This is a genomic window from Microcystis sp. LEGE 00066 (assembly GCF_015207925.1).
GTDB lineage: Bacteria > Cyanobacteriota > Cyanobacteriia > Cyanobacteriales > Microcystaceae > Microcystis > Microcystis ichthyoblabe_A.
The window spans coordinates 1-14,727 of sequence record NZ_JADEVX010000112.1 but is presented as its reverse complement, the minus strand read 5'-3'; the positions used below and the strand labels follow the sequence as shown (position 1 = coordinate 14,727).

Genomic DNA, 14,727 nt, shown 5'->3' with positions numbered 1-14,727 from the left:
CAATCCATCAGAGAAGTTAAAGCCTGTGGTAGCCTAGATGTGCAAGTAAAACGCAATCCTAATCACGAGGCTAGACTAGCTAAACTAACAGTTAGATTTGCCAGTTTTGAAATACAAGTACCTAAGCGAAGGTTACATGATATCAGCCAGACTTGGAAACTATCTCATCAAATTAGTCCCCCCATAGAACCTCCTTGAGCCATCTTGCACACTTTTCTCTTTTTGTCAAATTTTATGTTAAGAAAGATGTGACTAATGGATAGATCAAGGGGGGCATCTGACAACTTTTAACGCCTACCTACTTAGATCATGAAAATTGAGGAATTACTCAAAAACAAACGAGAAAAAATCATTGCTATTTATTGCTGCTAAACACGGCGCGAATAACGTGCGAATCTTTGGTTCTGTCGCACGGGGAGAAGCTGACGAAAAAAGCGATATTGATTTATTAATTGATTATTGTAGCGAACGTCGGAGTTCCTGGTTTCCTTTGCCGTTAATTCGAGAACTGGAAGCTTTGTTAGGCGGCAAAGTTGATATTGTTACCGAACAGGGACTTAAAGATAGAATCAGAGAGCGGGTACTTAAAGAAGCAATACCACTAGGAGAGATAATACCGAACGCTTGCGGGATATTTTAGAAGCAATTGAGCGTGTAGAAAAGTATGCTCCACAGGGAAAAACCGTGTTTGAACAACAAGAATTAATTCAAACTTGGATTGTCTATCATTGACAAATTATTGGTGAAGCAGCGAGAGCAACTTCTCAAGAATTTCCAGGAAGATACCCCGAAGTTCCTTGGCGAGATGCCAGCGTTCGGTGAGATGCGTCTGATGACGCATCCTCTCTGTTCAGGTTTTCTCACATTTTGCTGAGAATACGCTGGACTATATCCATTCCTGTGAAGGCTTGCCAGCCAAAAAGACCTAAAATGACGGCATTAAGGGTAATATGGGTGATTCTAGCCAATTCGTTGCCTTTTTGCATTAAAGGTACTAAAGCGGCACTGATTGAGATTAAACCCACCATCCCTAAACCGGCCAGCAGATGGGGACCAACAAATAATTTACCGTTATTAATATAAGTCACCGCCATACCTCCGATCGTCCCCAACACCATTAAAGCGAGGATTAGGGAGCCAATTTGATAGTGTTTAGTGCGAAAATTTTTGGGCAATAATTCTTTTTTTAGGTCTTTATCTGCTGTCCGCGTCCGTCGCCATTGTAGCCCCGAATAGAGCGCATAGATAGTTAATCCTAATAAAACCCACATTAAAATGGGATGGCCAAATTGTGACCAAGTTTTTACGGCACTGGGAATCTCGAAGTTCATAGTTGTCTGTTCTCATCAAAGATCGCTTCTTAATAAAAATTAACATGAATCGCTCGCGCTTCCTTGTTTTCTGGGTCATTAGACCTGTCATACTAAATCCCGTTTAAAAGCTATAGGAGAGGGGGGTATGGGGAGAATAAATGGAAATAGTCTCCTGAATCCTGACGACCGACTCCTATCTCCATCACTACTACCTTTGTGTAAACCAACGTTCAAATCAACCAAGGTCGATCGCAAATCGCTATGATAGAATATTGGGTCTTTAATTTCCGTCCCCTCCTCCCTTTATGAAACTGCCTGTCGTCGCTATTATCGGTCGTCCCAATGTGGGCAAATCTACCCTCGTCAATCGTATCGCTGGAGATCAACAGGCGATCGTTTTTGATCAACCCGGGATTACCAGAGATCGCACCTATCAACCGGCTTTCTGGTGCGATCGAGATTTTCAAATTGTCGATACAGGAGGGCTAGTTTTTAACGATGACAGCGAATTTCTCCCTTTAATCCGCGAACAGGCTTTAATCGCCCTAGCAGAGGCAAGTGTGGCGATTTTTGTCGTCGATGGCCAGGCAGGAATTACCGCCGGCGATCGAGAAATTGCCGCTTGGTTACGACAGCAAAATGTCCCGATACTTTTGGCAGTTAATAAATGTGAATCGGTGGAACAGGGTATCCTGCAAGCGACGGAATTCTGGGAATTAGCCATCGGTGAACCCTTCCCCATCTCGGCCATTCACGGCTCTGGTACAGGCGAACTACTCGATGCTCTGATTAAATATTTGCCACCCGGGGCGGAAATTCCCGAAAATGAAGAGATTAAAGTGGCAATTATCGGTCGTCCTAACGTGGGTAAATCCAGTCTCCTCAATGCTTTAACTGGACAACAACGGGCGATCGTCAGTCCGATTTCGGGAACCACCAGAGACTCGATCGATACTTTAATTGAACGAGAAGGACAGGTGTATCGGTTAATTGACACCGCTGGCATTCGCCGTAAGAAGAATGTGGACTATGGAGCCGAATTTTTCAGTATTAACCGTGCTTTTAAGGCCATTCGCCGGTCTGACGTGGTGTTATTCGTCATCGATGTGCTAGATGGTGTCACCGAACAGGATTTAAAATTAGCAGGGCGAATCATTGAAGAAGGGCGTGCGGTGGTGCTAGTAGTCAATAAATGGGATGCGGTGGAGAAAGACACCTACACCATCAATACTTATACCAAAATGCTCCAAGATCGGCTGTATTTTATGGATTGGGCAGAAATGATCTTTGTCAGCGCTATGACTGGGCAAAGAGTCACCAAAATCCTCGAATTAGTCGATATTGCCGCCGAATCTCACCGTCGTCGCGTCAGTACCTCGGTAATCAACGATGTAATCGAAGATGCGGTTAAGTGGCACAATCCCCCCACCACCAGAGGCGGAAAACAGGGGAAACTATACTATGGCACGCAAGTATCGAGTCAACCCCCCACGATCGCCCTTTTTGTTAACGATCCCCAGCGCTTTAATGATAACTATCGCCGTTACATCGAAGGGCAATTCCGGCAACAGTTAGGCTTTAAAGGAACCCCGATCCGCTTAATCTGGCGCGGCAAACCGGCGCGGGAAGTGGAAAAAACGGTTAATAGAGCCACCAAGGTCTAATTTATGGATTTATTGCGAAGTTTGCCCATCGGTCTTTATCTCGATCAACCGATTACCCGACTACATCAACTAGATGCCAGGGTAAAATTTATCTGGTTAATGGCTTTTTTAGCAGCACCTTTATTGGCTAATCCTTGGTGGCGTTTAGCTTTGGTGGGATTGTTAATGTTTTTAACCCTGCTTGCACCTATTCCCCCCCGCGTCTGGCGGCAACAGATGGGCTGGCTGATATTTTTAGCGATTATCGTCTTTCTGATTACTGCTATCACTCCCGATGGTTTAGGGGTGAGTATTCAGCCGCGTTTACCGGATGAAGGGCTGAATTTACCGCCAGCAAGTGATTATCAGTATGTTTTATGGGATAGAGGTCGTTTATTTGTTACCCGACGTTCTTTGGAATTAGCAGTGAGAATTAGTACCCTAATTTTTACTTTGATTTATAGCACTAATCTCTTTTTATTGACGACGGCCCCGGAAGAAATTACCGAAGGTTTAGAGAATTTAATGAGTCCTTTACGGCGATTTAATGTGCCAGTGACGGAAATTTCTCTGACTTTGACCCTCTCTTTGCGCTTTATTCCTCTGGTTTTAGAAGAAGTGCAAAATCTAGCTAGGGCAGTGCGAACTAGGGCGATCGATTGGCAAAAATTAGGGATTAAAAGAAGTTTAAACGTCTGGTTAACAGTAGTGGAAAAATTACTAGATAATTTGCTTTTGCGCGCCGAACAAATAGCGATCGCTATGGAGGTTCGCGGTTTTACCAGTCCCAATCAGCATCAAGTACGCTGGCACGAATTAAAGTTAAGATGGGCTGATTTTATTGCTTTATTTTTGTTAATTCCCTTTTGGGCAGCCCGATTAGTTTGGGGGGGTTTATAGCAGTTATCAGTTATCAGTTATCAGTTATCAGTTATCAGATTTGAGTTTTAAGTGTGCAGTATTAAATAGAAGTTTCCTACTGTCTTTGCACTGATTACTGATTACTGTTTACTGTTCACAGCAAAAAACTCCCCACAGCCTACACCCAGCCTAGACTTTAACCTCGTTGTCACCCTTTCAGGGCGGAGATGCTGATGGTAGTGACGAGCCTGCGTTAGAATCAATGCCACTGGCTGCTTGCCCCCCCTAAATGGTTACATACGCTACATAATCTGTTATCATTTAGATACGGGGATTCTTCTGTCCGTTTTGTACCGATAACTCCTTATTGGATAAGCGTTTCCACTTAGAAGATGTACCAGACTGATCCTGAATCTGCCGTATGTATAGAATTGTTAATTGGAGTCTTTAATCATGGCATTGCAGGAAGGCACTTACATCTGGGAATACGGCGACACCACCCAGGCTCTCTGGTTCACCGCTTCTTACAACACGGTCACAAATCAATGGACTGTTGATATGAAGAAGGGGTCAATGGACCTCAACGCATTCTGGTGGTCGAATGGCGATAGCAACGCGGATGGGACTATCAGATTGTTATCGAAGGATAACAGTCTCAATATGAATGGGACTGGTATCGTCTGGGATGGATACGACAAGATTTCCGATACGGGGTTAATGGGAACGGAGCATAATGGCAGCAATCTTCTGACTGCGGGTAATACCTACACTTACAGCTACAGCAAGGATCAAGGGGTAGAGATTGAATCGTTATTGGCTCAGGGTGTTGTCACCCTTGGTGTCAGAGCCACAAGCGTCAATGGCACTGGTGGTATCAAGGCGGTAGATGGGCAATTTGTTTTCGTTCCCTACGACAATACCCCACCCACAGTGACGGTCGATATCGTTAATGCTTCCCTGAACGACGGAACTAACAGTTCTCTAGTCAGCTTTGAATTCAGCGAAGATGTCACCGGTTTTGACGACAGTGATGTGAACGTCAGCGGCGGAACCCTGAGCGACTTCACCCAGGTGGATGGCAACAGCTATACGGCCATCTTCACGGCCGACGATGCTGTGGAAACCACCGGCTCGGTGTCCGTAGCAGCCGATAGCTACACCGATATTGCCGGTAACAATGGTGGAGCGGGTACGGATACGGTGACGATTGACACGCTCAATCCGACCGTGGGCATCACCTTCGACAACTCACCGCTCACCGGCCAGAACTTTAGCACCACAGTCACCTTCCAGTTCAGCGAAGCCGTAAGCGGTTTCACCGCCAGCGACGTGACCCTGACCAAGGGGGTGCTGAGCAACTTCACTAGCGTTAATGGCGATACCTACACCGCCACCTTCACCGCGACTGACTTCCAGTCGCCAACGGGAACAGTGGCGGTGTCCAACGACTATTTCGATACCCTTGGCAACCAGGGTGTTGCCAATTCGGCCAACATCGCTATGACCGTGGGCGGCGGTCCTGACCCGAATGATGGTCCGTCTGGAGGCGATAGTGTGATTGGCTCAGGTACAATTGGCGCGGATTCCATCACCGGATCAACCGGTGACGACGACCTTAGCGGCATCGACGGCACTGACACCATCAATGGCGGCGACGGCAATGACACCATCAACGGCGGCACAGGCGCCGACATTATCAGGGGCGGCACCGGCAACGACAACATCATCGGACTCGGCGGCTTTGATCTGATCTACGGCGGATCTGGCAATGATACCATCAATGGTGGTAATGGTAATGACACCATCGTCGGCGGGTTCGGCAACGATTCCCTCATCGGTGGCGGCGGCGACACCTTCCAGTTTCTGAGCATCTACGACCAGCAGGATGTGATCACCGGTTTCAACGACACCATCGTGTTCGATATAACCGGTGCCAGCGCCTTCACAGCCTTGGGTAGCGGGGCTTTGGGAACTACAACCTACACAGGTGCAATTGATGGCGGTTACCTCACCTACAGCGGCGGGGTACTCTCCTACGATGCCGATGGCTCTGCGGGATCAACCTTCAGTCCGTTGGCGATCGTCACGTTGATCGGCTCTCCCACCCTCTCCGACACCAACGTGCTGTTCCAGGCGCTCTAGCTCAAGCAGACATTCCCCGCCTTATTTCTCCAGCCCCTGCTGGCCATTATTGCGGGGAATGTTCTTAACTTCTTCTGCTCTGCACCTGCTGGTAATGATTTGGTAGTAAATGTTGATGGATGCATCGACGACGGTTAAAGCTTATAAAAGTTTATCTCAAGTGGAGGAGGCATTTCGCTGTTATAAGTCAATTGATTTAAAGGTACGTCCTATCTATCATTATCAGGGTGATAGAGTCAAAGCTCATATCTTTTTATGTATGTTGGCTTATTATGTGGAATGGCATTTAAAACAGTGCTTGGCTCCTTTATTATTTGAGGATGAAGAAATTGATGATGGTTCTCTGAATGTGATTAAAGCTAGTCGCAGTGAATCGGTGCAATCTAAAGAGAGAAAAAAACGGAATCAGGAGAACTTTCCTGTGCATAGCTTTCGGACTTTGTTGGAAGACCTGGGGACAATTTGCTTGCATACAGTAGAATGTACGATTAGAGAAGGAAGTTATCGTTTTTCTAAGATAACTTGACCGACTGAACTACAACAATCATGCGTTAGATTTATTAGGGGTTTCCCTAATTTGTACCCAGTAACGGGGCGGCAGAAATTCTTTTAATCCCTCCTATAGCACAGGTTATGGCCTTTTGTCAACAGGGAAGTCCAGTAATAGGTAAGAGATAAGAGTAGGGCTAATTAATGAATTAGCCTTACTCTTTATGTTTCCAACTAATCCTAATTTGTCATTAATTTTGCTTAGGTACTTAACTATAAACGGGATTATTTCGGCCAAAGTTTTTGAAATTTTCCCTCTTGACCATTATTCTCGTCTAGAAAACCTAGAAAATAAGCACAATCATCAGAGTCATCAGGAAAAATTGTTAATAATTCTAGATATTTATAGGTGTCTTTCGGTCTTTTTTTGCCCTGTTCAGTAGTGATAATATTCACAAGGGGATACATTCGATGCCAAAGACAACCAATTTGATCGATACTTCCTGTCACCGAGGTTTTATAGATACTTAAATTATCCAGTTTTTGATAGGCTTTGTGAAGCAATTTTATGGCTAGAGAATCATCTTTATCTTCGGCAATTCTTCCCCAAACCTCGACATTTTTAGGATGCCAACTTTCTCGCCAGTTAGCACTATTATCGGGAGTTCTGAGGATATCTTTTTGTAAGGACATCCATTGTTTAGCAATAGTGCGAACATCTTTGATAAAGGGATGAACATGAGTTAAATCTCTGACTTTATTATCGTTGATTAAAGAACTTTTATCCCCCCATTGCCAATGACAGCCAATTAAGGGTTTATTGGGATAATAATCCTCATAGAAAATACTATGATCTGCTCGTCGCCATGATTTACCAAATCCTCCTAATAACATGGCAAAACGAGTGAGAAAACAAATTAATTTTTTTAAGCATTCTTGCTGGTTTTCGGGTAGAGATTGGGATTGGGTGAGAATCCAGCGTAATTCTCCTGTTACTGTGTAGGTGGGTTCGTTGTAACCCTTGGCAAAGGTTCCTAACTCTAGAGATTTGACACAAAAATCGACCGCTAGTAAACCTTGGCTTGCTTCTCCGTCAATTCCTCCAAATAGCTGATTAACTAACTTTTCGGCATTTTTAGCATCAGTTAAACCGCCAAAAATACGCAAGGCATGACCGCGAATTGCTCCTCGAAAAATATTGGGTCGAAATTCCCTTGCACCATCGAGGCTTTTAGGAGCCATTCCTTGCCCTTTCAGAAAACATTTATATAAAGGTTCTTTTGAAGGTTTAATGTCTTTTGGTAAGCCGTAACCGCTACTAACACGGCATCCTAGACCAGATTCTAAAGCTCTTTCCCAGATAGTCCAAATTTCCTCCCAATCGGGTTGTTCTATTGAGGTAGAAATGCCAAATTTTAGGGTAGGTTGATAGAGAGAAATTAAAGCAAAACCACTTTCTCCACTGGGTTTTTGTCGAGTGTTTGGGGTTTTTACTTGCCATCCCTGTTGCGGGTGAACAATATCTAAAAGATTTTCCGTCCAATCATTAACGGGATAACCGCCATGGAAGCGCAAAAGACTAGGGTTATCGCTATCTTTTTCGAGGTGATAACGTTGTTTTTGTTCGGGGGTGCAAGCTTGACAAAAGGCTCCTTTCATGCTGGAACCGGGATAAAATGGTATGCCATAAGCACCCATTACAGGCCGAATTATTCCTTCATCTTGTCCCCCATTAGTGACGAATCGCCACGATATTTGATATTCTTTGGTTTTTACTTCCTGACCAAATTGGGGAGGATTTTCATCGACTCGTTCTATCCATTCCTTTACCCATTTTTGGCTATCATTTTCATCTTTTTTAGAGTCAATATATTGTAATTGCGATCGCCCTTTAGTTTGTGCGCGAAACATCAGGGGGATTTTGTCACCAATATCGGGAATATTAACCATATAATTTATCGTTCCTTTGTTCCTTTATATCTTTGAGTCCACCAAACTAAACAATCGCATAGTTGCGTTAAAACAGCGAGGGTAATTCTCTGGTCTTCTAGCTTTAATTCCCAGAGTTTTTCTGCCATTGCTTGAACAGATTCGGTATTATTTATCTGTACGGTATCGTTAGGGATAGGAATCCCCGCTTCTGCCATGGTTTCGACTAATTTATCCCAAGTTTCTTTCCAGTATTTTGCCTTATTGGGTTCCTTGGATTGTAAGCGCAGATGTTCACCCCAGAATCTTTCTAGTCCATAGGAAATGGATTCACGCATTTTAAAAGATTGATTGAGAGAATCTCGGTCTCGTAGTTTGGCAGCGAGAACTAATTTCTGAGCAATGCGATCGAGATTGTATTCTTTCCAAGCCATAATATTAGATAAAATGTAATTATTGATTAGCGTAGTTTAAAATAGTAACTTGGCAACGACCAAAACCGATAGATTCTAATCCTCCGAAATATAATTCTTTTTGGTTTACCGATTCTCCAAAAGGTTGCCATCCTGTTTCTTTGCAAGCAATGGGAAAAACTAAAATACTACCCACGGGTAAAGCTTCCACATTGAAAAAAGCTCCTTTTTCTGTATCCACTTTTTTCTGACCTTCTAGTAGTTTAACCCGGCTTTGTCGGTAGAGTGCCATATCGTGCAGCATGGATATATCGTTATCATCAACGACGACTAATTGAGAAGCTTTTAAATCCGCTTGCGGGGGAATCCAGGGGGAAAGCTCCTCTAAGTGTTCAATTTCGAGAAATCCTAAGTTAAAAAATAAAACTTTGCTATTGCGGTTAACTCCCTGCACTACTCGCGCTTGTAAACTAGGGGAAGCAGTATAGGGATTGGGTACTTTTGCAGAGATTCCCGTGATTTGTTTGTAGCGTTTTAATAATAGGGGAGAAGTGACCCAAACTATCGGCTGTCCCGGACAAAATACCGGCAACCAAACGAGGGAAGCATATTCAAATTTAACTTTTGCTTCGGTGGTTCCTCCGTCTTCTTGTCCTGGGATTGTTTCGTGTCCGTACCATGTATGTTTTTCATCTATATTGTTCATATCGGCACGAAAACGGCCGCGAATAGAACGTCAGAATGATTGCTTCTCTTGGGGGGTTTTTAGGTAGAAAAGGTGACGGTGAACCAGGTGTTAAAACTATTTGGTTGGGACTGCGAAGGTTACATGATATCAGCCAGACTTGGAAACTATCTCATCAAATTAGTCCCCCCATAGAACCTCCTTGAGCCATCTTGCACACTTTTCTCTTTTTGTCAAATTTTATGTTAAGAAAGATCTGACTAATGGATAGCTTGATAAGGGGGGCTTTGATCCTTCTTGATAAGGGGGGCTTTGATCCTCCCAACCCCCCTTGATAAGGGGGGCTTTGATCCTTCTTGATCTTCTAAGGGGCTTTGATCCTCCCAACCCCGGCTGCCGCAAATACGGCGATGAGGATGTCAGGTATTACTCCACTCGATTAAAGCGCTAGTCAATCCTTCTAGGGTATATTCTCGCGCCTCGATATCAACACGACCAAATAACTCTTGACAGGTTTTTGAGGTTTGCGGACCGATAGAAGCCAGACAAACTTTTTCTAAGAGGGAATTAACCGATAATTCTGCCGTTTCTTGTTCCAATAACCGATAAAAATTCTGGACGGTTTTGGAACTGGCAAAGGTGACTATATCGACTTTTCCCTCTCGAAAGGCTTCCCAGATGCCCCTATCCATGCGTGCGGGACATCCGGAATAATATGCGGCTACTTCCGTCACCTGACCAGCTTTGGCCGTTAATTCCTTAACTAATATCTCTCTGCCTCCCGTTTCCACGCGAGGAAAGAGGAATTTTTGCCCCCTAATCGGGTCGGGAAACTCGTTTACCAAAGCATCGGCGACAAAATCCCCCGGGATAAAATCTGCTTTTAATCCCCGTGAGTGTAAAACTTGGCTGGTTTTTTTGCCCACCACGGCGATTTTTACGGTTGCTAAAGCCCTAGCATCTTTTCCCCAAAATGTCAAGCGATCGAAGAAAAAATTAACGGCATTGGCAGAAGTTAAAATCAGCCAATCAAACTCTTGTAACTGAGCGATGGCATCGTCTAAACCTTGCCAACGGTCGGGGGGACGAATCTCTAAAGCGGGCATTTCTAGGACTTCTGCGCCTTGATTTTGCAAAATTTCGCTAAATTGACTCGTTTGCTCGGCGGCACGGGTAATAACAATAGTTTTACCGCCTAGGGGTGGGGGAGAGGACATAATCGCCAGATCCACAACTTGACCAATGACCATAATAGAGGGTGAGAGGGACACCCCGGCGGTTTGAGCGAGAATATTTTCTAAAGTGCCGCGCCAAATTTGTTGATCCTTGCGTCCCGCCTGACGGATAATAGCGATCGAGTCGTGAATATTCCGCCCATTTTGGTATAATTTCTCGATAATTTGCCCTAAGGACTGACCAGCCATCAATAGCACAAGTGTATCAATTTTAGCTAAGGCTGACCAATCGAGAGACTCGGTATCGTGAGCGCTCAAGACCGCAAAACAGCGACTAATATCCTTTTCCGTCAGGGGAATTCCAGCTAATAAAGGAGCGGCTAAAGCGGAGGAAATACCGGTTATCAATTCAAAATCACAGCCAGCCTGCTTTAAGGCTAACATTTCAGGATATACTCGCCCAAAAACCCCCGGATCACCACTTTTAAGCCGAATAACCCGTTTTCCCTCTTGACAATAATTAACCAGTATCCGATTAATCTGATGCTGCTCGGCCCCGGGTTGTCCCCCCCGTTTGCCCACATCCACTAAAACACAGGTTTTCGGCACGAGGGAGAAGATTTGACTATCCACTAGGGCATCGTACAGCAAAACCTCGGCCGTGGCTAAAATTGCTCGCGCTTGCAGGGTGAGAAAACTGCTCTGACCGATTCCCGCACCGAGAAGATAAACTTTACCCCGGGGATGGACGACTGCTGACATAATCGCAAATTTGGGTTTAATCTTGAATTTAGCACTGGAGAAGAAACAAATTACTAGCCCAACAAGGGCAGCAGTAAAGTGACGAAATAATATACTAGGGGAGCGGTGAACACATAACTATCAGTGCGATCAAGGATACCACCGTGACCGGGGATTAACTGTCCGGAATCCTTGACCCCGGCATCGCGTTTCATCATCGATTCAGTCAAATCGCCCAATAAACTGACAATACCAATTAATAGGCCCAAAATTAGGCCCGTCAGCTGCCAATAGGGCCAATCTAAATACCAAGCACCCACCTCGGCCACCGCTATACTGCCTAAAATGCCAAAAAAGGAACCTTCCACGGTTTTTTTGGGACTAATCAGCGATAAACTGGTTTTTCCTAACCATTTTCCCATGATATAGGCTCCGATATCGGCAGCCCAAATGCAACCGAAGGCCAGAAAAGTCACCGTCAAAGCGGCCGGGAATAATTTCGGTTCCATCCACGATTCCGGCCAATATCCCATCAGGGGTAAGTTACTGGCCATGGCCACAGGATTACTTTCAGGAGAAAAACCGACCCGTAAACGAATCCAATAACTAGGTAAGTAACCACCGTAAAACAGACCGAGAATTGAGGTGGAAATGTCGGCAATTGTCGCCATTTTAGGCTGAAAGAGCAGATAAAAACAAATTAACGCTCCGGCCAAGGGAAACATGGCATCGGTGAGGGGGGCTGCCATAGTTGCCGTCAGTAGTAGTAATTGGGAAACTACGAGAGTGGTTTTAGCGGCCGGTTCAATGCCTTTGGCACGAACTAGGCGAAAATACTCTAATTGTCCCAAAAAGACGATAACACCGATGCCGAGGGTGAAATACCAACCCCCAACGATAATAATTCCCAGTGCGAAGGCAATAGCAAAAATAGCGCTGACAATGCGTGGCCAAGGCATGGTTAATCCAGAGAAATTAGGCGGCATTGTCATAATTATATAGATTAAGAAAACTTTATGGAAGGTTATCCCCAATTAAAGTTTATCGCCACTCAGGATAAACATGGGATCAACGGCGGCAAAAACTTGGTGAATACCCCTAGTTTCTAGGCGATTTACTGCCGCTTGGACAATCTCGATATTACGGGCCTGTAAATTAGAAAAGCCTTCGGAAAATTGATAGAGGGTTTCTAAATTATTGGCCGTAGCCACGATGCGGCCATTGGGTTTCAGGTATTGCCACACTTCTTGCAGGACTGATTTAATCGGTTTGCCGCCCTCGATACAGACGCGATCGGGTGCTAGGGATATATTGGGCAGACAATCGGGGGCGCTGCCTTCAAAAACCGTAACATTTTTTACCCCAAAGCGATCGCAATTACGGCGGATTAAACTGGCCACTTCTTCATCTCTTTCAATGGCAATAATCGGACTATTGGGGCATAATAAGCCAATTTCAACGGGAATAGTGCCGGTTCCTGCACCGATATCCCAGAAAACCTCCCCATCGCCTAACCGCAAAGCGGAAATCATCAATAATCTCACCTCGCGTTTACTCAGGGGAATCCCGGGTAAACGTTCAAACAATTCATCGGGAATACCGGGAGTTTTATATAACCAAGTCATGGGGAATCAATGATCGAGAAGCTTGACTAGCAAGCATTATTGTATAAGTTTGTCAAATTTTTTTTATTAAGTAAACAGGGACTTTTCTCGGCATAAAACCCTGATTATAGTTCTAAAAAGCTATTGTCTGTCATTATAGCCTTTTTCAGGTCAACAGCAGTTAAGCAGTCGTGCAAAATAAATTTTCTAGTGAAGATAGGCAAGAGGCAATAGGCAAAAGCTTTATCGAAATGTGTAATTAATTTTGCTTAGGTACTTAAGCTAAGACGTATTTTAACCCCCGATCCTTAGATTAGCTCAATATCTCCCAATCCTTTTACTGTTGCAACACTGCAACAGTGCCTCATCTCAACAAGCAATTTAAATAGGCGGGCAGCTTATCTTAATGATGAGATAGGAAGTTTTTGTTTTGGCGGGTCAGTCCTCGGTCATCAACACCAAATTAGGTTACACTTCATCTTTATGGGAAAGGCCGTCATGATCCTTTTTCTTAAGCATAGATTGTCCTAATCAATTTCTTTTGGTATTGTCTATCAAATGTTACTAAATACTCTGGCTATTCAACCTTCTTAGCATCTGTCAGCCAAAAACCATAGACTAACTCCTGTTTTATCAACGATAACTCTAAGTAGCTGGTTATAATTAAATTAAAAATGGATTTTAGGTTCGATCCCCCCTGCCCCCCTTAATCCCCCCTTAATAAGGGGGGCATCTGAAAGTTTTTAATACCTATCTAGTTATCATGTCTAATATCTATCGTCTTGCTCAGGGCCATTTAAACCTATTGGAAACCTGTCCACCGAGATTTCAAAAAGTCTATCTAGAGCAACTTAACACACCGGCTGACCCTGGGCAATTGGAGAGGCAAGAATGGGGCAGTCAGTTTCACCTATTATTACAGCAGCGGGAATTAGGGCTGCCGATAACGTCCCTATTACGCGAAAATGAACAGTTAGAACATTGTTTAACAGCCCTATTAAAGGCCGCCCCGGCAATTGCCCAAAATCCGGGAGAAGCTAATCGAGAAGCGGAACATTGTCGCAGTTTAACTGTGGGTAATTATTTATTAACGGTTATCTATGATTTAATTTTACTAGAGAGCGATCGAGCGGTAATTTTTGACTGGAAAACCTACTTAAAACCTATCGATGCCGACAAACTAGCCAAAAATTGGCAGACGAGACTTTATCTGTATGTGTTGGCAGAAACTTCTGCTTATCCTCCTGATAGTTTATCGATGACCTATTGGTTTGTGCAGTTACCCCGCAACCCCGAACAAATTACTTTTAACTATAACCAGAAACTACACCAACGGACAGGACGGGATTTACGCCGTTTATTGAAGGATCTCGATCGCTATCTATTAGCATACCAAAATGATTTAGTCGATTTTCCCCATCGTCCCGATTGTCAACTTCATTGTCCCTATTATCTTACACAAGAGCGATCGGGCCAAATAGACTTACCCTTGATCGATGATATCCCTGAAATCAATCCTTTTGTCTAAATCAGTGATCAGTGATCAGTGATCACTGACAATTCTCCTTCTCCGCCTGGTTAACCATGATCGATAATAACAAAAGAGGCGTTGCTGAATTAAGGTATGATTAGGCAAAATGGCGAGCATTCAGAGGAAAATAACTTCTGTTATTTGAATAAGGAACTGGAACATCCTCAAATTTTAGGTAGTGAATTAGTAATCGAATTGAAT

Annotated in this window: 10 protein-coding genes and 7 pseudogenes; 9 read left to right on the top strand and 8 right to left on the bottom strand. The window is 44.2% G+C overall.

The annotated features are described in order from the left end of the window. From IQ224_RS24235 to IQ224_RS15355, 3 pseudogenes are all read left to right on the top strand, one after another. Positions 1–198, top strand: a pseudogene (locus tag IQ224_RS24235) (hypothetical protein); the annotation flags it as partial. A gap of 111 nt (positions 199–309) precedes the next feature. Then, positions 310–640, top strand: a pseudogene (locus IQ224_RS15360) (nucleotidyltransferase family protein). Then, positions 625–813, top strand: a pseudogene (locus tag IQ224_RS15355) (DUF86 domain-containing protein); the annotation flags it as partial. The pseudogenes IQ224_RS15360 and IQ224_RS15355, both read left to right, overlap by 16 nt. A gap of 47 nt (positions 814–860) precedes the next feature. Here the strand turns inward: IQ224_RS15355 and IQ224_RS15350 are convergent. Next, the gene (locus IQ224_RS15350) at positions 861–1,331 is read right to left on the bottom strand and encodes a DUF4079 domain-containing protein (RefSeq protein WP_002741005.1); all 471 of its coding nucleotides are present in this window, start codon (positions 1,329–1,331) and stop codon (positions 861–863) included. A 287-nt stretch (positions 1,332–1,618) separates the two neighbouring features. Here IQ224_RS15350 and der point away from each other — a divergent pair, with 287 nt between their 5' ends. The 4 genes and pseudogenes from der to IQ224_RS15330 form a co-directional block, all read left to right on the top strand. Beyond that, positions 1,619–2,977 (top strand): ribosome biogenesis GTPase Der, encoded by a 1,359-nt coding sequence (gene der / locus IQ224_RS15345; RefSeq protein WP_002741006.1) that lies wholly within the window; start codon positions 1,619–1,621, stop codon positions 2,975–2,977. A gap of 3 nt (positions 2,978–2,980) precedes the next feature. After that, positions 2,981–3,856: an energy-coupling factor transporter transmembrane protein EcfT gene (locus tag IQ224_RS15340; RefSeq protein ID WP_002741009.1), complete on the top strand. Its 876-nt coding sequence runs from the start codon at positions 2,981–2,983 to the stop codon at positions 3,854–3,856. 414 nt (positions 3,857–4,270) lie between these two features. After that, positions 4,271–5,959, top strand: a complete 1,689-nt coding sequence (locus IQ224_RS15335) for an Ig-like domain-containing protein (RefSeq protein ID WP_194033162.1) — start codon at positions 4,271–4,273, stop codon at positions 5,957–5,959. A 112-nt stretch (positions 5,960–6,071) separates the two neighbouring features. Continuing rightward, positions 6,072–6,549, top strand: a pseudogene (locus IQ224_RS15330) (tail length tape measure protein); the annotation flags it as partial. 184 nt (positions 6,550–6,733) lie between these two features. Here IQ224_RS15330 and IQ224_RS15325 read toward each other — a convergent pair. From IQ224_RS15325 to IQ224_RS15315, 3 genes and pseudogenes are all read right to left on the bottom strand, one after another. Continuing rightward, positions 6,734–8,398 (bottom strand): hypothetical protein, encoded by a 1,665-nt coding sequence (locus IQ224_RS15325; protein ID WP_002741014.1) that lies wholly within the window; start codon positions 8,396–8,398, stop codon positions 6,734–6,736. Positions 8,399–8,403: 5 nt separating this feature from the next. Beyond that, positions 8,404–8,811, bottom strand: coding sequence for a hypothetical protein (locus IQ224_RS15320; RefSeq protein ID WP_002741016.1), 408 nt, complete (start codon positions 8,809–8,811; stop codon positions 8,404–8,406). 19 nt (positions 8,812–8,830) lie between these two features. Beyond that, positions 8,831–9,523, bottom strand: a pseudogene (locus IQ224_RS15315) (RAMP superfamily CRISPR-associated protein); the annotation flags it as partial. Between the two features lie 2 nt (positions 9,524–9,525). Here IQ224_RS15315 and IQ224_RS15310 point away from each other — a divergent pair. Then, a pseudogene (locus IQ224_RS15310) lies at positions 9,526–9,681 on the top strand (IS4 family transposase); the annotation flags it as partial. Between the two features lie 213 nt (positions 9,682–9,894). On the opposite strand, the gene cobA reads toward IQ224_RS15310, so the two are convergent. Genes cobA through cbiT form a run of 3 tightly spaced genes read right to left on the bottom strand, consistent with a single transcriptional unit; the run spans position 9,895 to position 13,016 of the window. Further along, complete coding sequence (gene cobA / locus IQ224_RS15305; protein WP_002741020.1) at positions 9,895–11,412, bottom strand: uroporphyrinogen-III C-methyltransferase; 1,518 nt, start codon at positions 11,410–11,412, stop codon at positions 9,895–9,897. 53 nt (positions 11,413–11,465) lie between these two features. Next, positions 11,466–12,383, bottom strand: a complete 918-nt coding sequence (locus tag IQ224_RS15300; RefSeq protein WP_036399468.1) for a phosphatidate cytidylyltransferase — start codon at positions 12,381–12,383, stop codon at positions 11,466–11,468. Positions 12,384–12,425: 42 nt separating this feature from the next. Continuing rightward, positions 12,426–13,016, bottom strand: a complete 591-nt coding sequence (gene cbiT / locus IQ224_RS15295) for a precorrin-6Y C5,15-methyltransferase subunit CbiT (protein ID WP_002741022.1) — start codon at positions 13,014–13,016, stop codon at positions 12,426–12,428. Between the two features lie 742 nt (positions 13,017–13,758). Here cbiT and IQ224_RS15290 point away from each other — a divergent pair. Further along, positions 13,759–14,523, top strand: a complete 765-nt coding sequence (locus IQ224_RS15290; RefSeq protein WP_002741023.1) for a PD-(D/E)XK nuclease family protein — start codon at positions 13,759–13,761, stop codon at positions 14,521–14,523. A gap of 100 nt (positions 14,524–14,623) precedes the next feature. Here IQ224_RS15290 and IQ224_RS15285 read toward each other — a convergent pair. Further along, positions 14,624–14,727, bottom strand: a pseudogene (locus IQ224_RS15285) (IS1 family transposase); the annotation flags it as partial.